Annotated in this window: 18 protein-coding genes; 15 read left to right on the plus strand and 3 right to left on the minus strand. The window is 72.1% G+C overall.

Annotated features, from left to right (window positions below):
• Positions 1-95: 95 nt before the first annotated feature.
• The 4 genes from thrS (at position 96) to IF61_RS0106545 (ending at position 4,877) form a co-directional block, all read left to right on the plus strand.
• Positions 96-2,072 carry a threonine--tRNA ligase gene (gene thrS / locus IF61_RS0106530; RefSeq protein WP_030365285.1) on the plus strand — a complete coding sequence of 659 codons (1,977 nt, stop codon included), beginning with the start codon at positions 96-98 and terminating at the stop codon, positions 2,070-2,072.
• Positions 2,073-2,150: 78 nt separating this feature from the next.
• Positions 2,151-2,711 carry an HIT family protein gene (locus IF61_RS0106535; RefSeq protein ID WP_030365286.1) on the plus strand — a complete coding sequence of 187 codons (561 nt, stop codon included), beginning with the start codon at positions 2,151-2,153 and terminating at the stop codon, positions 2,709-2,711.
• A gap of 67 nt (positions 2,712-2,778) precedes the next feature.
• The gene (locus IF61_RS0106540) at positions 2,779-3,645 is read left to right on the plus strand and encodes a polysaccharide deacetylase family protein (RefSeq protein ID WP_043188050.1); all 867 of its coding nucleotides are present in this window, start codon (positions 2,779-2,781) and stop codon (positions 3,643-3,645) included.
• A complete protein-coding gene (locus IF61_RS0106545; RefSeq protein WP_052392453.1) occupies positions 3,645-4,877 on the plus strand; it encodes a YVTN family beta-propeller repeat protein in 1,233 nt (410 codons plus the stop codon). Before IF61_RS0106540 ends, IF61_RS0106545 begins: the two co-directional genes overlap by 1 nt.
• An 82-nt stretch (positions 4,878-4,959) precedes the next feature.
• Here IF61_RS0106545 and IF61_RS0106550 read toward each other — a convergent pair whose 3' ends face one another.
• Positions 4,960-6,612 carry a hypothetical protein gene (locus IF61_RS0106550; RefSeq protein ID WP_030365289.1) on the minus strand — a complete coding sequence of 551 codons (1,653 nt, stop codon included), beginning with the start codon at positions 6,610-6,612 and terminating at the stop codon, positions 4,960-4,962.
• Positions 6,613-6,787: 175 nt separating this feature from the next.
• Positions 6,788-8,995 (minus strand): elongation factor G-like protein EF-G2, encoded by a 2,208-nt coding sequence (locus IF61_RS0106555; protein WP_030365290.1) that lies wholly within the window; start codon positions 8,993-8,995, stop codon positions 6,788-6,790.
• 245 nt (positions 8,996-9,240) lie between these two features.
• Here IF61_RS0106555 and pgsA point away from each other — a divergent pair, with 245 nt between their 5' ends.
• The 3 genes from pgsA to IF61_RS0106570 are packed head-to-tail and all read left to right on the plus strand — an operon-like array spanning position 9,241 to position 12,058.
• On the plus strand, positions 9,241-9,909 hold the full coding sequence (gene pgsA / locus IF61_RS0106560) for a phosphatidylinositol phosphate synthase (RefSeq protein WP_030365291.1): 669 nt from the start codon (positions 9,241-9,243) through the stop codon (positions 9,907-9,909).
• Positions 9,906-10,901, plus strand: coding sequence for a phosphatidylinositol mannoside acyltransferase (locus IF61_RS0106565; protein ID WP_078660006.1), 996 nt, complete (start codon positions 9,906-9,908; stop codon positions 10,899-10,901). Before pgsA ends, IF61_RS0106565 begins: the two co-directional genes overlap by 4 nt.
• Positions 10,898-12,058 carry a glycosyltransferase family 4 protein gene (locus tag IF61_RS0106570; protein WP_030365293.1) on the plus strand — a complete coding sequence of 387 codons (1,161 nt, stop codon included), beginning with the start codon at positions 10,898-10,900 and terminating at the stop codon, positions 12,056-12,058. The genes IF61_RS0106565 and IF61_RS0106570 overlap by 4 nt, the downstream gene beginning before the upstream one ends.
• A 19-nt stretch (positions 12,059-12,077) precedes the next feature.
• On the opposite strand, the gene IF61_RS0106575 is transcribed toward IF61_RS0106570, so the two are convergent.
• Entirely contained in the window at positions 12,078-12,755 is a 678-nt protein-coding gene (locus tag IF61_RS0106575; RefSeq protein WP_052392454.1) for a VC0807 family protein, read from the minus strand.
• A gap of 356 nt (positions 12,756-13,111) precedes the next feature.
• Between IF61_RS0106575 and IF61_RS0106580 the strand changes: the two genes are divergently transcribed.
• The 8 genes from IF61_RS0106580 to yajC all read left to right on the plus strand — a co-directional run bounded on the left by IF61_RS0106580 (position 13,112) and on the right by yajC (position 19,335).
• Positions 13,112-13,654: a LemA family protein gene (locus IF61_RS0106580; protein ID WP_030365295.1), complete on the plus strand. Its 543-nt coding sequence runs from the start codon at positions 13,112-13,114 to the stop codon at positions 13,652-13,654.
• Positions 13,655-13,755: 101 nt separating this feature from the next.
• On the plus strand, positions 13,756-14,670 hold the full coding sequence (gene pdxS, locus IF61_RS0106585; protein ID WP_030365296.1) for a pyridoxal 5'-phosphate synthase lyase subunit PdxS: 915 nt from the start codon (positions 13,756-13,758) through the stop codon (positions 14,668-14,670).
• A gap of 132 nt (positions 14,671-14,802) precedes the next feature.
• Positions 14,803-15,402, plus strand: a complete 600-nt coding sequence (gene pdxT, locus IF61_RS0106590) for a pyridoxal 5'-phosphate synthase glutaminase subunit PdxT (RefSeq protein ID WP_030365297.1) — start codon at positions 14,803-14,805, stop codon at positions 15,400-15,402.
• 63 nt (positions 15,403-15,465) lie between these two features.
• Positions 15,466-16,218, plus strand: a complete 753-nt coding sequence (locus tag IF61_RS0106595) for a YebC/PmpR family DNA-binding transcriptional regulator (RefSeq protein ID WP_030365298.1) — start codon at positions 15,466-15,468, stop codon at positions 16,216-16,218.
• Positions 16,219-16,342: 124 nt separating this feature from the next.
• Complete coding sequence (gene ruvC, locus IF61_RS0106600; protein ID WP_030365299.1) at positions 16,343-16,894, plus strand: crossover junction endodeoxyribonuclease RuvC; 552 nt, start codon at positions 16,343-16,345, stop codon at positions 16,892-16,894.
• Positions 16,891-17,508: a Holliday junction branch migration protein RuvA gene (gene ruvA / locus IF61_RS0106605; RefSeq protein ID WP_030365300.1), complete on the plus strand. Its 618-nt coding sequence runs from the start codon at positions 16,891-16,893 to the stop codon at positions 17,506-17,508. Before ruvC ends, ruvA begins: the two co-directional genes overlap by 4 nt.
• Before the next feature lie 73 nt (positions 17,509-17,581).
• Positions 17,582-18,658 carry a Holliday junction branch migration DNA helicase RuvB gene (gene ruvB / locus IF61_RS0106610; protein WP_030365301.1) on the plus strand — a complete coding sequence of 359 codons (1,077 nt, stop codon included), beginning with the start codon at positions 17,582-17,584 and terminating at the stop codon, positions 18,656-18,658.
• Positions 18,659-18,819: 161 nt separating this feature from the next.
• Entirely contained in the window at positions 18,820-19,335 is a 516-nt protein-coding gene (gene yajC / locus IF61_RS0106615) for a preprotein translocase subunit YajC (RefSeq protein ID WP_030365302.1), read from the plus strand.
• The last annotated feature ends 73 nt before the right edge of the window (positions 19,336-19,408 follow it).

A 19,408-nucleotide genomic window follows, 5' to 3' on the forward strand; every position in this document is an offset into this window, starting at 1 on the left:
CCGCCCGGTAAACCGTTTCGCGACCAGGCTGCCGCTCTCGGTACGATTCAGGCGCGCAGTGACCGCTGCGGCGACCCATACGTCAGGAGAGACCGGTGTCAGACGTCCGTGTGATCATCCAACGCGATTCCGAGCGGGAAGAGCGCGTGGTGACGACGGGCACTACGGCTGCCGAGCTCTTCGCCGGTGAGCGCACCATCGTCGCCGCGCGCGTCGCGGGCGAGCTCAAGGACCTCGCGTACGCCGTCGCCGACGGCGAGGAGATCGAGCCCGTCGAGATCTCCTCCAAGGACGGCCTCGACATCCTGCGCCACTCGACCGCGCACGTCATGGCCCAGGCCGTGCAGGAGCTCTTCCCCGAGGCCAAGCTGGGCATCGGCCCGCCGGTCAAGGACGGCTTCTACTACGACTTCGACGTCGAGAAGCCGTTCACCCCCGATGACCTCAAGGCCATCGAGAAGAAGATGCAGGAGATCCAGAAGCGCGGGCAGAAGTTCTCCCGCCGCGTGGTCACCGACGAGGAGGCCCGCGACGAGCTCTCGGCCGAGCCGTACAAGCTGGAGCTGATCGGCCTCAAGGGCTCCGCCTCGCACGACGACGGCGCGGACGTCGAGGTCGGCGCGGGCGAGCTGACGATCTACGACAACCTGGACCCGAAGACCGGCGACCTGTGCTGGAAGGACCTCTGCCGAGGCCCGCACCTGCCGACCACCCGTGTCATCCCGGCGTTCAAGCTGATGCGCAACGCCGCCGCGTACTGGCGCGGCAGCGAGAAGAACCCGATGCTCCAGCGCATCTACGGCACCGCGTGGCCGTCGAAGGACGAGCTGAAGGCGCACCTCGACTTCCTGGCCGAGGCCGAGAAGCGCGACCACCGCCGCCTCGGCAGCGAGCTGGACCTCTTCTCCATCCCGGAGCAGATCGGCTCGGGCCTCGCCGTCTTCCACCCCAAGGGCGGCATCATCCGCCGGGTCATGGAGGACTACTCCCGCAGGCGGCACGAGGAGGAGGGGTACGAGTTCGTCTACACCCCCCACGCCACCAAGGGGAAGCTCTTCGAGACCTCGGGTCACCTGGACTGGTACGCCGACGGCATGTACCCGCCCATGCAGCTCGACGAGGGCGTGGACTACTACCTCAAGCCCATGAACTGCCCGATGCACAACCTGATCTTCGACGCCCGGGGACGCTCGTACCGCGAGCTGCCGCTGCGCCTGTTCGAGTTCGGGACCGTGTACCGGTACGAGAAGTCGGGCGTCGTGCACGGCCTCACCCGTGCCCGCGGCTTCACGCAGGACGACGCGCACATCTACTGCACCCGCGAGCAGATGGCTGAGGAGCTGGACCGGACCCTCACCTTCGTCCTGGACCTGCTGCGCGACTACGGCCTGAACGACTTCTACCTGGAGCTCTCCACCAAGGACCCGGAGAAGTTCGTCGGCTCGGACGAGGCCTGGGAGGAGGCCACCGAGACGCTGCGCAAGGTGGCCGAGAAGCAGGGCCTGGAGCTCGTCGCCGACCCGGGCGGCGCGGCCTTCTACGGCCCGAAGATCTCGGTCCAGGCCAAGGACGCGATCGGCCGCACCTGGCAGATGTCGACCATCCAGCTCGACTTCAACCTGCCGGAGCGCTTCGACCTGCAGTACACCTCGGCGGACGGCTCGCGCCAGCAGCCGGTCATGATCCACCGTGCGCTGTTCGGTTCGATCGAGCGGTTCTTCGCGGTGCTCCTGGAGCACTACGCGGGTGCGTTCCCGGCGTGGCTGGCCCCGGTGCAGGCGGTCGGCATCCCGATCGGCGACGCCCACGTCGAGTACCTGCAGGAGTTCGCCGCCGAGGCGAAGAAGAAGGGCCTGCGGGTCGACGTGGACGCCTCCTCGGACCGCATGCAGAAGAAGATCAGGAACCACCAGAAGCTGAAGGTTCCGTTCATGATCATCGTTGGTGACGAGGACATGGCCGCGGGCACGGTGTCCTTCCGCTACCGCGACGGCTCGCAGGAGAACGGCGTTCCGCGCGACCAGGCGCTGGCGAAGCTCGCCGACGTGGTGGAGCGCCGCGTCCAGGTGTGACGCGTCCCCGCGCAGGCGGGTTGGAGGGGCGGCCCATCAGGGCCGCCCCTCTCTGCGTCCACGCCCTCCCGGGCGCATATGCTTCCCACCATGACGAGTGAGCCGGAGCAGCAGATCGGAGTCGGGGCGCCGGACGCGTTCCAGCGCCTGTGGACGCCCCACCGGATGGCGTACATCCAAGGGGAGAACAAGCCGACCGGTCCGGGAGCCGACGACGGCTGCCCGTTCTGCTCGATTCCGGAGAAGAGCGACGAGGACGGGCTGATCATCGCCCGGGGCGAGCGCGTCTACGCCGTGCTGAACCTCTACCCGTACAACGGCGGGCACCTCATGGTCGTCCCCTTCCGGCACGTCGCCGACTACACCGAGCTCGACGAGGCCGAGACCGCCGAGCTCGCCGACTTCACCAAGCGGGCCATGACCGCGCTGCGCACCGCCTCCGGAGCGCACGGCTTCAACATCGGCATGAACCAGGGCACGACCGCGGGCGCCGGCATCGCCGCCCACCTGCACCAGCACGTCGTCCCCCGCTGGGGCGGCGACACCAATTTCATGCCCGTCGTCGGCCACACCAAGGTCCTGCCCCAACTGCTCGCGGACACCCGCAAGATGCTCGCGGACGCCTGGCCCGCGGCCTGAGGACACGCGCCCTTGCAAAGCGGGCAAATCTCCCCGATTCCTCATTAAGAGCAGTTCTAATGGTGCGGTGACGTTCCTCCACCGCCGCACCGTGCTGCGCGCGGCCGCCGGCGGCGCCCTCGCCGGTGCCGCCGCGGTGGGCTGCGGCCCGTCCGGCGGCGATACGGGCGCCCGGGCCGCCGCGGATCCGTCCGTACGGGCCACGGGGCCTCCGCCCGGTCCTTCCGCAGCGTCCAAGGGGCCGAAGGGCGGCAGGGCGTCCCGGTTGCCGGCGCCGTCGTCGCCGTCCGGGCCGCCGCTCCCTTCCCTGTCCCTCGCCCCGCTCCCGCCGGGGCTTCCCGCCCAGATCGAGCACGGCCCCCGCACCGGCAAGGACGTGGCGCTGACCTTCCACGGCCAGGGGGAGCCGAAGCAGGTCACCGAGCTGCTGGGGGAGGCCGAGCGGGCCGGGGCGCGGGTGACGGTGCTCGCCGTGGGCACCTGGCTGGACGCCCAGCCGCAGCTCGCCCGGCGCGTCCTGGACGGCGGGCACGAGCTGGGCAACCACACGATGCGCCACCTCGACATCTGCTCGATGCCCGCGCCCGCGGCGTCCGCGGAGATCACCGAGTGCGCGGAGCGGCTGCGGCGGCTGACGGGCGGGATCGGCCGCTGGTTCCGGCCGTCCCGGGCGCGGCGGGCCACCGAGCAGGTGGCCCGGCTGGCCCGGGAGGCCGGCTATCCGCACGTCCTCTCCTACGACGTGGACTCCCTCGACTTCACCGACCCGGGGCCCGAGGCGGTCCGCCGCGCCGTGCTGGGCGCGGTGCGGCCGGGTTCGGTGGTGAGCCTGCACTTCGGGCACGCGGGCACGGTCGCCGCGCTGCCCGCAATCCTCGACGGCCTGCACCGCCGCGGCCTGCGCGCGGTGACGACTACGGAGCTGCTGACCTGATGAACCAGTTCTCCTCGTTCCCGAGCTCTCTGCGCCGGCCGCGTGCGCGCGGGGTGCACCGTGCCGTGCTGTTCGCCGCCGCCTGTGCTCTGCTGGCCTCCGGTTGCGGCGGGGACTCCGGTACGGAGGCGGCCGACCGCGCGCCGCACAAGGAGGGGCAGCAGCAACAGCAACAGCAGCAGCGGGGGGCGGCGCCGGCGGCGGGGCTGCCCGGGATGCCGCCGCTGCTGGATCCGCACGACCTGTACGCGGCGGACCGGCCGAACAAGCTGTCGCCGGTGGTGAAGGACTTCCCGTCGCGGGTGTACGTGCCCAACACGGAGTCGGACACGGTGAGCGTCATCGACCCGAAGACGTACAAGGTCATCGAGACGATCCCGGTGGGGAACCAGCCGCAGCACGTGGTGCCGTCGTGGGACATGAAGACGCTGTGGGTGAACAACGACCGCGGTCACACGCTGACGGCGATCGACCCGGCCACGGGGAAGAAGGGGCGGACGGTCGACGTCCACGACCCGTACAACCTCTACTTCACGCCGGACGGCAAGTACGCGGTGGTGATGGCGTCGATGGACCGGGAGCTGGTGTTCCGGGACGCCCAGACCATGAAGCGGAAGAAGACGGAGCCGGTGTCGTGCAAGGGGGTGAACCACGCGGACTTCTCGCCGGACGGGAAGTACTTCATCGTCTCGTGCGAGTTCTCGGGCGAGCTGCTGAAGGTCGACACAGCGAAGATGAAGGTGATCGGTCAGCAGAAGCTGCCGTTCGAGGGGGCGATGCCGCAGGACGTGAAGATCTCCTCGGACGGGAAGACGTGGTACATCGCCGACATGATGGCGGACGGGGTGTGGGTGCTGGACGGTGACAGGTTCACCGAGCCGTGGCTGATGCCGACGGGCAAGGGCGCGCACGGGCTGTACGTGAGCCGGGACTCGAAGTCGATGTACATCTCGAACCGGGGCGAGGGGTCGATCTCGGTGCTGGACCTGCCGAGCCGCAAGCTGGTGAAGAAGTGGGAGCTGCCGGAGGGCGGGAGCCCCGACATGGGCGGGGTGTCGGCGGACGGCAATGTGCTGTGGCTGTCGGGGCGTTACGACTCCGAGGTGTACGCGATCGACACGCGGGACGGGCACCAGATCGCCAAGATCCGGGTGGGTGCCGGGCCGCACGGGCTGGCGGTGTACCCCCAGCCGGGCCGGTACTCGCTGGGCCACACCGGGATCTTCCGGTAGGGGCCGGGGTTCTTCCGGTGAGGCCCGGGGAGTGACGGCGGGCCGGGCGTAGGCGGGCGCCGGGACGGGACCCGGCGCCCGGTCACGCGTTGTAGACGTCCGCCGCGCTGGGCTTGGCGTCCTGGACGGCGCCGCTGAGGGACATGGCGCGGCTGGTGAAGCGCTCGGTGTTCACGCCGTGCTCCTTGAGGACGCGCAGGGCGGCCTCGTGCACCACGCGCAGGACGGGGGTCGTGGCGCGGAGGGCGTCGTCGGCCATGAAGCGGTGCCGCCAGGGCTTCTCGGCCCAGGCGTGGCGCAGGCCGAAGGGCTCGGGCAGGACGAGCTTGCCGCCCCAGTACTCCAGGAGGGGCGGGTACCAGGTGAGGGGGGCGCGGGCGGCGAGGCGGACGACTTCGCGGGGCGGGACGACGGAGAGGGTCCTGGTCCGGTTCTCCCAGAACTTGATGGTCTTGGGAGTGGTCTTGGTGCGGGCCGACGGCTTGCCCATGAAGATGCCGTTGACGGGGCCGAGGGCGTAGCCGGTGACCTCGATGCGCAGGGTCTTGTGGAGGACGGTGACGGTGATGAGGAGGGTGATCACGAGCTGGCCGTCCCAGAGGACGAACTGGACGCCGAGGTAGTGCCGGCTGCCCGCGCCGAACTGCTGTTCGTTGCAGATCTTCTGGAGTTCGGCGCCCCTTATCTGGAAGCCGTCGGTGCCCCCGGGACGGGAGACGGCGCCGGCGCCCTCGCCGACGTCGGAGACGACCCAGTGCTCGACGGAGGGGGTGGGGAAGCCGCCGGTGTGCAGGGGGCTGCGCTCCAGGAGGTGGAGCTGGTCGTGGATGGCGCGGACGACGTCCCAGCTGCGGAAGGGGTTGATCTCCTTGCCGGGTTCGAGCGGGACGAGCTCCTCGGCGAGCTGCCAGCTGCCCCAGCGGGTGCCCATGCCGAGTATGCCCTTGGTGCCGGCGTAGAAGGCGACGTTGCTCTGCTGCTCGGCGGCGAGCCGCTCCAGGGACTGGCGGAGCCGCTCGGCGGCGGTCTCGCCGGGGTTCTTGGGGACGGCTTCGGGGATCTTGGCGCCGATGCCGCCGCCGGAGAGCAGGCCGGTCCAGCGGTCGCGGAGGTCCTTGGCGGTGCGCTCGCAGACGGACTTGGCCCAGAAGCCGCCGACGAGCGGGGCGATGAGCATGGCGCGCAGGTAGAACGCCCAGAATCCTTGGAAGGGCAGCTTGACCAGGAGGATGACGGCGAGGATGCCGAGACCCACGAGGAGCGCCGTGCCGAGGGCGCCGGCGCGCTTGTTCTGGGCGCCGGCGATGGTGCGGCGCAGCTGGAAGACGCCGAGCCAGAGCAGGACGCCGGGGAGGAAGAGCAGCCCGCAGACGCCCGTGATGAGGGTGAGCCTGGCGTCGCGCTGCTTGCGGATGCGATTGGCCGCGAGGCAGTGCTCGACGACGGGCTGCGGGTCGAGGCCGAAGGACTGGATGAGGGGCTTGCGGCCGCCGCCGAGCACGCGCAGCTGGACGGCGCGGGCGAAGGCCTCGCCCAGGTTGGGCTCGAAGAGCGATATGCGGGGCGGCTTGACCTCGGACTTGGCCCAGTCGGAGTTGGCCTTGAGGAGCTGGTCGGCCGGGCCGTCGCGGTAGGCGGCCGAGGCGAGCGCCTGGGTCGCCGCGGTCTGTCCGGAGGAGCCCGAGAGCGGGATCTGTGCCCCGGGGCTGAAGTCGAACGGGTCCCCTGCTGCCACTGCTGCCCCCAATGCCGCGCATGTCCGGTCCTGCGGCCTTCCGACGGATGCCGACGACCGCCCGCGTCATACGTGTTGGTCCGCGGACCCAGCGTATCGGCGCGGGGTGCCGGCTGTCGCAGAGATCGTGAAGGCCGCCCGCCCCGCTCGGTGCGAGGCGGGCGGTTCGCGCCTGTTACGCTCCGCCCTCCGCCGATTCCCGCAGCCGCTCGGCGATCTGAGGGGGCATCGGTTCGTGGCGGGCGTAGGAGCGGGTGAACCGGCCGGTGCCGTGCGACAGGGAGCGCAGGTCGACGGCGTAGCGGCTGATCTCGATCTCGGGGACCTCGGCGCGCACGAGGGTGCGGCCCGCGCCGGACTGCTCGGTGCCGATGACGCGGCCGCGGCGCCCGGACAGGTCGCTCATGACGGGGCCCACGTAGTCGTCGGAGACCAGGACCTCGATCTCGGCGACGGGTTCGAGGAGGTGGATCCTCGTTTCGGCGGCGGCCTCGCGCAGGGCGAGGGCGCCCGCGGTCTGGAACGCGGCGTCGGAGGAGTCCACCGAGTGCGCCTTGCCGTCGAGGAGGGTGACCCGGATGTCGACCAGGGGGTAGCCGGCGGCGAGGCCGCGGGCGGCCTGGGCGCGGATGCCCTTCTCGACGGAGGGGATGAACTGGCGCGGGACGGCGCCGCCGACGACCTTGTCGACGAACTCGATGCCGGAGCCGCCGGGCAGCGGCTCGACCTCGATCTCGCAGATGGCGTACTGGCCGTGGCCGCCGGACTGCTTGACGTGCCGGCCGCGGCCGCCGGCCTTGCCGCCGAAGGTCTCGCGGAGCGACACCTTGTGGGGCACGACGTCGACCTGGACGCCGTAGCGGGTGCGCAGCCGTTCCAGGGCCACGTCCCGGTGGGCCTCGCCCAGGCACCACAGGACGACCTGGTGGGTCTGGGCGTTCTGTTCCAGGCGCATGGTGGGGTCTTCGGCGACGAGCCGGGCGAGGCCCTGGGAGAGCTTGTCCTCGTCGGCCTTGCTGTGCGCCTGGATGGCGACGGGCAGCAGCGGGTCGGGCAGCTGCCAGGGCTCCATGAGGAGGGGGTCGCCCTTGGCGGAGAGGGTGTCGCCGGTCTCGGCGCGGGTGAGCTTGGCGACGCAGGCGATGTCGCCGGCGATGGCCTGGGGGAGGGGCCGCTGCTGTTTGCCGAAGGGGGAGGAGAGCGCGCCGATGCGCTCGTCGACGTCGTGGTTCTCGTGGCCGCGGTCCTCCAGGCCGTGGCCGGAGACGTGGACGGTCTCGTCGGGGCGCAGGGTGCCGGAGAAGACGCGGACGAGGGAGATCCGGCCGACGTACGGGTCGGACGAGGTCTTGATCACCTCGGCGGCGAGCGGGCCCGCGGGGTCACAGGTCACGGGCGTGCGGGGGCGGCCGTCGGGGGTGGTGACGGCCGGGGCCTCGCGTTCGAGGGGGGTGGGGAAGCCGCCGGTGATCAGCTCCAGGAGCTCGACGGTGCCCAGGCCCTGCTTGGCGCCCTCGGCGGCGGGGGCCGCGGCGAGAACGGGGTGGAAGCTGCCGCGCGCCACGGCGCGCTCCAGGTCCTCGACGAGCGTCTTGACGTCGATCTCCTCGCCGCCGAGGTAGCGGTCCATGAGGGTTTCGTCCTCGCTCTCGGCGATGATGCCCTCGATGAGCCGGTTGCGGGCCTCCTCGATGAGCGGCAGGTGCTCGGGGCCGGGTGCGGCCTCGGCCCGGGTGCCGGAGGAGTAGTCGAAGACGCGCTGGGAGAGCAGGCCGATGAGGCCGGCCACGCAGCGGTGCCCGTCGGGGCCCTCGGGCCCGTGCAGCGGGAGGTAGAGCGGCAGCACGCCGTCGGGGGAGTCGCCGCCGAAGGCCGTCCGGCAGGTCTCCGTCATCTCCTCGAAATCGGAGCGGGCTGCCTCCAGATGGGTGATGACGATGGCGCGGGGCATCCCGACGGCGGCGCACTCCTCCCAGACCATGCGGGTGGCGCCGTTGATGTTCTCGGCGCCCTCTGCGGCCGAGACGACGAAAAGGGCCGCGTCCGCCGCCCGCAGACCGGCCCTGAGCTCCCCGACGAAGTCGGCGTAGCCGGGGGTGTCCAGCAGATTGATCTTGATGCCGGCCCATTCGACCGGGGCCAGCGACAACTGCACCGAGCGCTGCTGGCGGTGCTCGATCTCGTCGTAGTCCGAGAGCGCACCACCGTCCTCGACGCGGCCGGCCCGGTTGACCGCACCGGTCGCCAGCGCGAGGGCCTCCACCAGCGTCGTCTTTCCGGAGCCGCTGTGGCCGACCAGCACCACATTGCGTACGTGGCTCGGCCGGTCGGCCGATACTGCTCTGCCCGCGGCCCCTGGGTACGTGCCCGTCTTCTCGCCCATGTGTCCCGCCTCCCGGTCGACACCTGCGGTACACCGAGCTTTCCACTGCGGTAACGCTGCGTCCATACGTCGCACACGGGGGTGCATCCGTACGCCCCGCGGTGGCGCCGCAGGGGGAGGCGGAGGGGCCGGTGCGCGCGCTGCGAGCAGTGCGTGCGCGGCCCGGAGGGGGCGCCTGGCTACGATGGGCCAGCCGGTGGCCTCCCTGACCACGCGGCCCGACACGACACCCCTCCGGGAAGGCCATGCTGAACAAGTACGCGCGTGCGTTCTTCACGCGTGTTCTCACGCCGTTCGCCGCCCTGCTCATCCGCCTCGGCGTCAGCCCCGACGCGGTGACCCTCGTCGGTACCGGCGGTGTGGTGGCGGGCGCCCTGGTCTTCTATCCGCGGGGGGAGTTCTTCTGGGGCACGGTCGTCATCACCCTGTTCGTCTTCTCGGACCTGGTGGACGGCAACATGGCCCGGCAGCTGGGCCGCTCCAGCCGCTGGGGCGCCTTCCTGGACTCCACGCTCGACCGCGTCGCCGACTCGGCGATCTTCGGCGGGCTCGCGCTGTGGTACGCGGGCAGCGGTGACGACAACGTGCTCTGCGCGGTGTCGATCTTCTGCCTCGCCAGCGGCCAGGTGGTCTCGTACACGAAGGCGCGCGGCGAGAGCATCGGCCTGCCCGTGAACGTCAACGGCCTCGTCGAGCGGGCCGAGCGGCTGGTCATCTCGCTGGTGGCGTGCGGCTTCGCGGGCCTGCACAAGTTCGGCGTGCCGGGCATCCAGTACCTGCTGCCGGTGGCGCTGTGGATCGTGGCCGTCGGCAGCCTCGTGACGCTGATCCAGCGGGTGGTGACGGTGCGCCGCGAGTCGGCCGAGGCGGAGGCCGAGGCCGCGGCGGCGGCGCAGGGCGGTGGCAACGGGTGAAGGACCGGCTGACCGACGCGCTGTACGGGCTCGGCTGGGCCACCGTCAAGAAGCTGCCGGAGCCGCTGGCCGTCCGGCTGGGGCAGCAGATCGCCGACGTGGCGTGGCGGCGGCGCGGCGGCGGCGTGCTGCGTCTGGAAGCCAACCTGGCCCGGGTGCTGCCGGGGGCGTCTGCGGAGCGCCTCGCGCGGGTGTCCCGCGCGGGCATGCGCTCGTACATGCGCTACTGGATGGAGTCCTTCCGGCTGCCGGTGTGGAGCGCGGAGCGCACGCGCACGTCCTTCGCGCCGGAGGGTTTGCACCACCTGGAGGAGGCCCTGGCGAGCGGGCGCGGCGTGGTCATCGCCCTGCCGCACATGGGCAACTACGACCTCGCGGGCGCGTGGGTGACCACGCGGCTCGGGGTGCCCTTCACGACGGTGGCCGAGCGGCTGAAGCCCGAGACGCTCTACGACCGCTTCGTGGCCTACCGCGAGGGCCTGGGCATGGAGGTGCTGCCCCACGCGGGCGGCAGCGCCTTCGGCACGCTGGCGCGCCGGCTGCGCGCCGGGGGACTGGTGTGCCTGGTGGCCGACCGCGACCTGTCCTCCTCGGGCATAGAGGTCACCTTCTTCGGCGAGGCCACCAAGATGCCCGCCGGGCCCGCGATGCTCGCCGTGCAGACCGGGGCGCTGCTGCTGCCGGTGACGCTCTGGTACGACCGCTCGCCGGTGATGAAGGGGCGGGTGCACGCCCCCGTCGAGGTGCCCGCGGAGGGCACGCGCGCCGAGAAGGCCGCCGCGATGACCCAGCAGGTCGCCGACATTTTCGCCGCGGGGATCGCCGAGCACCCCGAGGACTGGCATATGCTCCAGCGACTGTGGCTCGCCGACCTGGAGCCGCGCCCGGACGGGCCTTCCGGCACGCCGGAGCAGGCGCCGGGCGGGCCCGGGGGAGAGGCGCGGGGCGAGGGCGCGGGCAGGGCCGAGAGCGACCGGAGGGCCGGGGAATGAGGATCGGGATCGTCTGTCCCTATTCGTGGGACGTGCCCGGCGGCGTGCAGTTCCACATCCGGGACCTGGCCGAGCACCTCATCCGGCTGGGCCACGAGGTGTCGGTGCTGGCCCCGGCGGACGACGAGACGCCGCTGCCGCCGTTCGTCGTCTCGGCCGGGCGGGCCGTGCCCGTCCCCTACAACGGCTCTGTGGCACGGCTGAACTTCGGCTTCCTCTCGGCCGCCCGCGTGCGGCGCTGGCTGCACGACGGCGACTTCGACGTCATCCACATCCACGAACCCACCTCTCCCTCGCTGGGCCTGCTGACCTGCTGGGCCGCGCAGGGCCCCATCGTGGCGACCTTCCACACCTCCAACCCGCGCTCCCGGGCGATGATCGCGGCCTATCCGATCCTCCAGCCCGCCCTGGAGAAGATCAGCGCCCGCATCGCGGTGAGCGAATACGCCCGCCGGACGCTGGTCGAGCACCTGGGCGGCGACGCCGTGGTCATCCCCAACGGCGTTGACGTCGACTTCTTCGCCCGCGCCGAGCCCAAGCAGGAGTGGCAGGGCGGGACGATCGGCTTCATCGGCCGCATCGACGAACCCCGCAAGGGCCTGCCCGTGCTCATGCGCGCCCTGCCGAAGATCTTCGCCGCGTGCCCCGACGCCCGGCTGCTGGTCGCCGGCCGGGGCGACGAGGAGGAGGCCGTGGCCGGCCTGCCCCCCGAGATGCGCGACCGCGTCGAGTTCCTCGGCATGGTCAGCGACGAGGACAAGGCGCGGCTGCTGCGCAGCGTCGACGTCTATGTCGCCCCCAACACGGGCGGGGAGTCCTTCGGCATCATCCTGGTCGAGGCGATGTCGGCGGGTGCCCCCGTCCTCGCCAGCGACCTGGACGCCTTCGCCCAGGTGCTCGACCAGGGCTCGGCCGGCGAGCTCTTCGCCAATGAGGACGCCGACGCGCTCGCCGCCGCGGCCGTCCGGCTGCTGGGCGACCCGCAGCAGCGGGCCGGGCTGAGCGAGCGCGGCAGCACTCACGTGCGCCGCTTCGACTGGTCCCGCGTGGGCGCCGACATCCTGGCCGTCTACGAGACGGTCACGGCCGGCGCGGCCTCGGTCGCCACCGACGAACGCACCAGCCTCCGCGCCCGCTTCGGCCTCGCCCGCGACTGAGACCGCCCCGGGGCCGCCGCTAGGCCCCGGGCCCCGCTCCCTGGGGCACCGGTGCCCCCGCCGCCACGGCTGTCCCGAACAGGGATATCCCGTGCCGCGCCCGGAAGCGCCGGCTGCGCCGTACGGTGATCACCACCACCAGGGCCAGCAGGGCGAACGACTGGATCCGGCCGACGACCGGGACCGCGTCGACGGGCAGGACCAGCGCCTGCACCGTGCTCAGGGCGGCGTCGAGCAGCTCCACGCCTCCCCACAGCAGGGTCAGGCCGCGCAGCGCCTGCCGGTACACGGGCAGTTCCTGCCAGGCGCGCTCGGCCTCCGCGTCGCCGCTGCCGCGCCGCAGGTGCGCGCCGAAGTGGAAGGCGAACGGCCGGGAGAGGAACAGGGTGCCCCCGATCCACAGGCCCAGTACGGCCGGGATCGCGGCGTCCTTGAGCAGCAGCACCCGCGGATCCCCGCTCACCAGCGACATGGCCGCCGAGACGGCGAGCAGGGCGACGACGAGCAGGTCGAAGGAGGCGACGTGCCGGCGGCGGACGGCCGTCACGACCGCGTGCGCGGCCGGTATCGCGCCGCTGATCAGCAGGGCCTGCCACTGGGCGGTGCCCTGCGCCCGCAGCGCGTAGTACAGCGCGACGGGCAGGACGATCGTGATGGTCAGGGGGACGAGCAGCGCTCGCCAGGCATGCGGTGTCATGGGGTTTCCTCCCCCGCTGCGGTGCCGGTCCTTCGTGGTCCTCCGAGGTCTGACACGACGCTAGGCGCGGGCCGGGTGGAGAGGGATCGGCGCCAGGGCCGAGATAAGGGTGGAGATCCTCACTCCCCGCCTCCACCCGCAGGTGGAGCGGACCGGCCCGGCAGACAACCTCCGCCGCTGCGGCGAGCAACCGCCGCGGCGGATTTCGGCGGTGCCGAACCACCATTCCGCTGCCGGGGACACCGGCACCGGACACCGCTCGGCAACGGGGCCCCGCGCCGTACCGCGGCCTCCGCCCGCGCAGCGCCCCCGCTCCGCGGCAGCGGGCCCCGCGCCGAGCGGTAACGTGGCCCGGCGTGACCACATTGATCTGGATCGTCGCCGCGCTGGTCGTCATCGGCGTCTATCTCAGCTGGACCGCCGGCCGGCTGGACCGCCTGCACAGCCGCATCGACGCCGCCCGCGCCGCCCTGGACGCCCAGCTCCTGCGCCGCGCCTCCGTCGCCCAGGAGCTCGGCACGGCCGGGGTCCTCGACCCGGCCGCCTCGATCGTGCTCTACCAGGCCGCGCACGCGGCCCGGCAGGCCGAGGAGGAGCACCGCGAGGTCGCCGAGAGCGAGTTGAGCCAGGCCCTGCGCGCGGTCTTCGCCGAGGCGCCGCAGGTCGACGCCGTCCGGGAGGCGCCCGGCGGTGAGGAGTCGCTGACCGAGCTGTCCGAGGCGGTGCGCAGGGTGCCCATGGCCAGGCGCTTCCACAACGACGCCGTGCGTGCCGCGCGCGCCGTGCGCAAGCACCGCGTCGTGCGCTGGTTCCGCCTCGCGGGCCACGCGCCGTTCCCGATGGCCTTCGAGATGGACGACGAGCCGCCCGCCGTCCTGGAATCCAGGGCGGGCGGCTGAGCGGACAAGCCACCGGCCTCCGATTGGCTCTTTTTCCGGGGAAAGCCCGCTCGGTTGTATGAGGGTCGCAGCATCACCGCCCTTGATAGTGAGGTCACAACGTGTCCAGCACGGTCCCCAGCACGTCCACCACCCCCGAGACCGGTACCGCCCGCGTCAAGCGCGGCATGGCCGAGCAGCTCAAGGGCGGCGTGATCATGGACGTCGTCAACGCCGAGCAGGCGAAGATCGCCGAGGACGCGGGCGCGGTCGCCGTCATGGCGCTCGAGCGGGTGCCGGCCGACATCCGCAAGGACGGCGGCGTGGCCCGCATGTCCGACCCCAACATGATCGAAGAGATCATCGGCGCCGTCTCCATCCCGGTCATGGCCAAGTCCCGTATCGGCCACTTCGTCGAGGCCCAGGTCCTGCAGTCGCTCGGCGTCGACTACATCGACGAGTCCGAGGTCCTCACCCCGGCCGACGAGATCAACCACTCCGACAAGTGGGCCTTCACCACCCCCTTCGTCTGCGGTGCCACCAACCTGGGCGAGGCCCTGCGCCGCATCGCCGAGGGCGCCGCCATGATCCGCTCCAAGGGCGAGGCCGGCACCGGCAACGTCGTGGAGGCCGTGCGCCACCTGCGCCAGATCAAGAACGAGATCGCGAAGCTGCGCGGCTTCGACAACAACGAGCTCTTCGCCGCCGCCAAGGACCTGCGCGCCCCGTACGAGCTCGTCAAGGAGGTCGCCGAGCTCGGCAAGCTGCCGGTCGTCCTCTTCTCCGCCGGTGGCGTCGCCACCCCCGCCGACGCCGCGCTGATGCGCCAGCTCGGCGCCGAGGGCGTCTTCGTCGGCTCCGGCATCTTCAAGTCCGGCGACCCGGCCAAGCGCGCCGCCGCCATCGTGAAGGCCACCACCTTCTACGACGACCCGAAGGTCATCGCGGACGCCTCCCGCAACCTCGGCGAGGCCATGGTCGGCATCAACTGCGACACCCTCCCCGAGGCCGAGCGCTACGCCAACCGCGGCTGGTAACACCCACCGCTTCCCCGGCCGGGCGGTCCGCGCACACGGCGGGCCGCCCAGCCGTCTCCCACCCGTCACCCGACCACCGCCCCTCACGGAGCGCTTCGCGCGCCCCTCGTTCTCGCGAGACGGAGAACTCCCGTGGCATCCCTTTCCACGCCCACCATCGGTGTCCTCGCCCTCCAGGGCGACGTCCGCGAGCACCTCATCGCCCTCGCCGCCGCCGACGCCCTCGCCCGCCCGGTGCGCCGCCCCGAAGAGCTCGCGGAGATCGACGGCCTGGTGATACCCGGTGGCGAGTCCACCACCATGTCCAAGCTCGCCGTCGTCTTCGGCATGCTGGAGCCGCTGCGCGAGCGCGTGAAGGCCGGGATGCCGGTCTACGGCACCTGCGCCGGCATGATCATGCTGGCCGACAAGCTCCTGGACGGCCGGGAGGACCAGGAGACGCTCGGCGGCATCGACATGATCGTCCGCCGCAACGCCTTCGGCCGGCAGAACGAGTCCTTCGAGGCGGCCGTCGAGATGGCCGGCATCGAGGGCGGCCCCGTCGAGGGCGTCTTCATCCGCGCCCCCTGGGTCGAGTCCGTCGGCGCCGCCGCCGAGGTCGTCGCCACCCACGACGGCCACACCGTCGCCGTGCGCCAGGGCAACGTGCTGGCCACGTCCTTCCACCCGGAGCTCACCGGCGACCACCGCGTCCACGCCCTGTTCGTGGACATGGTGCGCGCAGCCCGGTAGCCCGGTCCCGGTAGGATCTCTGTCGTTCGTTTCAGAAGTTGGTTACGCGAAGGAGACAGGCAGATGTCCGGCCACTCTAAATGGGCTACGACGAAGCACAAGAAGGCCGTGATCGATGCCAAGCGCGGCAAGCTCTTCGCGAAGCTGATCAAGAACATCGAGGTCGCGGCCCGCATGGGCGGCGTCGACATCGAGGGCAACCCGACCCTCTACGACGCCATCCAGAAGGCGAAGAAGCAGTCGGTCCCCAACAAGAACATCGACTCCGCGGTCAAGCGCGGCGGCGGTCTTGAGGCCGGCGGCGCCGACTACGAGACGATCATGTACGAGGGTTACGGACCGAACGGCGTCGCGGTCCTCATCGAGTGCCTCACCGACAACCGCAACCGCGCCGCCTCCGACGTGCGCGTCGCCATGACCCGCAACGGCGGCTCCATGGCCGACCCGGGCTCGGTGTCGTACCTGTTCAACCGCAAGGGCGTCATCATCGTCCCCAAGGGCGAACTGACCGAGGACGACGTCCTGGGCGCGGTCCTGGACGCCGGCGCCGAGGAGGTCAACGACCTCGGCGAGAGCTTCGAGGTCATCAGCGAGGCCACTGACCTGGTCGCGGTCCGCACCGCGCTCCAGGAGGCGGGCATCGACTACGACTCCGCCGAGGCCAACTTCGTCCCCACCATGCAGGTGGAGCTCGACGAGGACGCCGCGCGCAAGATCTTCAAGCTGATCGACGCGCTCGAGGACAGCGACGACGTCCAGAACGTGTTCGCCAACTTCGACGTCTCCGACGACGTCATGGCGAAGGTCGACGCGTAAGACTTCCGGCTGCGGTCGGCGGACGGGCCGGCGGGGAACACACCCCGCCGGCCCGTCCGCATGACCGGCCGTTGTCAGTGGCAGCCGGTAGCCTGCCCGGGCAGGTGAGCGAAGGGATGGTGCGATGCGGGTGCTGGGGGTGGACCCGGGCCTGACGCGGTGCGGCGTCGGCGTGGTCGAGGGCACCGCGGGCCGCCCGCTGCGCATGGCCGGGGTCGGCGTGATCCGCACCCCCGCGGACGCCGAGGTCGCCGACCGCCTCGTCCTCATAGAGCGCGGCATCGAGCAGTGGCTCGACGAGCACCGGCCCGAATTCGTCGCCGTGGAGCGCGTCTTCAGCCAGCACAACGTCAGCACGGTCATGGGCACCGCCCAGGCCAGCGCCGTCGCCATGCTGTGCGCCGCCCGCCGCGGCCTGCCCGTCGCCCTGCACACCCCCAGCGAGGTCAAGGCCGCCGTCACCGGCTCCGGCCGGGCCGACAAGGCCCAGGTCGGCTCCATGGTCACCCGCCTCCTGCGGCTCGACGCCCCGCCCAAGCCCGCCGACGCCGCCGACGCCCTGGCCCTGGCCATCTGCCACATCTGGCGCGCCCCGGCGGCCGGCCGCCTGCAGCAGCTCGCCGCCGCCCAGCGCCGCGCCACCGCTCCCGTACGCCTCCCGAAGGGCACCCGATGATCGCCTTCGTCTCCGGCCCCGTCGCCGCCCTCGCCCCCGACACCGCGGTCGTCGAGGTCGGCGGCATCGGCATGGCCGTCCAGTGCACGCCCGGCACCCTGGCCGGCCTGCGCGTCGGGCAGCAGGCCCGCCTCGCCACCTCCCTCGTCGTCCGCGAGGACTCCCTGACCCTCTACGGCTTCGCAGACGACGACGAGCGCCAGACCTTCGAACTGCTGCAGACCGCGAGCGGAGTGGGCCCCCGCCTCGCCCAGGCCATGCTCGCCGTCCACAGCCCCGACGCCCTCCGGCAGGCCTTCGCCTCGGCCGACGAGAAGGCGCTCACCGCCGTCCCCGGCATCGGCAAGAAGGGCGCGCAGAAGCTGCTCCTGGAGCTGAAGGACCGGCTCGGCAAGCCGGCCGGCTCCGCCGCGGCAGCCCCGGCCCCCGCCGCCGCGGGCTGGCGCGATCAGCTGCACGCCGCGCTCGTCGGCCTCGGCTACGCCCCGCGCGAGGCCGACGAGGCCGTGGCCACGGTGGCGCCCAAGGCGGAGGCGGTGATCGCCGAGGGCGGCACGCCGCAGGTCGGCCAGCTGCTGCGGGCCGCGCTGCAGACGCTGAACCGGGCGCGGTGAGTCCTTCGGAGGGCGCCCCCGGCCCTGCGGAACGACCGCCCGCACACCACCATCCAACCGTGAGGTTTCACCCGTGAACTGGGACGACGCATCCGACCCCGCAGGCGACCGCCTCGTCGGCACCGACGCCGACGGCGAGGACCGGGCCGTCGAGGCCGCGCTGCGCCCCAAGGACCTCGGCGAGTTCGTCGGCCAGGAGCGCGTCCGCGAGCAGCTCGACCTCGTCCTCAAGGCCGCCCGCGCCCGTGGTGCCACCGCCGACCACGTGCTGCTCTCCGGCGCCCCCGGGCTCGGCAAGACCACCCTCTCGATGATCATCGCGGCCGAGATGGGCGCCCCCATCCGCATCACTTCCGGCCCCGCCATCCAGCACGCCGGCGACCTCGCCGCGATCCTCTCCTCCCTCACCGAGGGGGAGGTCCTCTTCCTCGACGAGATCCACCGCATGTCGCGGCCCGCCGAGGAGATGCTGTACATGGCCATGGAGGACTTCCGCGTCGACGTGATCGTCGGCAAGGGCCCCGGCGCCACCGCCATCCCCCTGGAGCTGCCGCCCTTCACCCTCGTCGGCGCCACCACCAGGGCCGGCCTCCTGCCGCCCCCGCTGCGCGACCGCTTCGGCTTCACCGGGCACATGGAGTTCTACGCCCCCGCCGAGCTGCAGCGCGTGGTGCACCGCTCCGCCCGCCTGCTGGACGTGGAGATAGCGGACCAGGGCGCCGCCGAGATCGCCGGCCGCTCCCGCGGCACCCCCCGCATCGCGAACCGCCTGCTGCGCCGCGTCCGCGACTACGCCCAGGTCAAGGCCGACGGAGTGATCACGCGCGAGATCGCCGCCCAGGCCCTGGACGTCTACGAGGTCGACGCCCGCGGCCTCGACCGCCTCGACCGCGCCGTCCTGACCGCCCTCCTCAAGCTCTTCGGCGGCGGCCCGGTCGGCCTGTCGACGCTGGCCGTGGCCGTCGGCGAGGAGCGCGAGACGGTCGAGGAGGTCGCCGAGCCGTTCCTCGTCCGCGAGGGCCTGCTGGCCCGTACGCCCAGGGGCCGCATCGCCACCCCCGCCGCGTGGGACCACCTCGGCCTCCCGCGCGGCGCCGGTGCGGCGGGCCCGGCGGGCACCCCGCCCCAGCAGGGCCTCTTCGGCGGGTGACGGCGCGGGGGCTGGTCGGGTCAGGAACCACGGTGCCATGCTGGGCGTTGTTCCATAGGCGCGGACTCGCTTAGACTCCGCCGATGCCGTCCGGTACCGGCACGGCATACCACCCCCGTAGAAGGCCGCCTCCCGCGGTCGTGTGAAGGAAACCCCGTCCCGTGAATATCGTGACTCTCCTGCCGTTCATCGTGCTCATCGGGGCCGTGTTCCTGATGACGCGGTCGGCCAAGAACAAGCAGCGCCAGGCGGCGCAGATGCGCGACCAGATGCACCCGGGCACCGGTGTGCGGACGATCGGCGGCATGTACGCAACCGTCAAGGAGGTCAACGACGACACGGTCCTCCTCGAGGTGGCCCCCGGCGTCCACGCCATCTACGCGAAGAACGCCATCGGTGCCGTCCTGGAGGACGCGGAGTACAACCGCATCGTCCACGGGATCGACCCGGAGTCCGAGACCCCTGTCGTCCCGGACGACGCGTCGTCGCTGACCGAGGCCGATGCCGAGGCCCCGGCCGACAAGAAGATCGACCTGGGCAAGGGCGAGGCCGCGGAGGCGGAGAAGGCCGCGGAGCCGGAGTCCGCGGACAAGGCCGCGGAGCCGCAGGCCAAGGACGTGAAGGACGCCAAGGGCGCCGAGCGGGACGGCAAGGACGGCGACACCGACGCGAAGTAGCCCATCGGGGAACCGCGGAGCACTGCTCGGTCAGTGCGCCGCGGTTCCCCGACGGTCTAGGCTCCGGCGGGGG

Source organism: Streptomyces roseoverticillatus (assembly GCF_000719265.1).
GTDB lineage: Bacteria > Actinomycetota > Actinomycetes > Streptomycetales > Streptomycetaceae > Streptomyces > Streptomyces roseoverticillatus.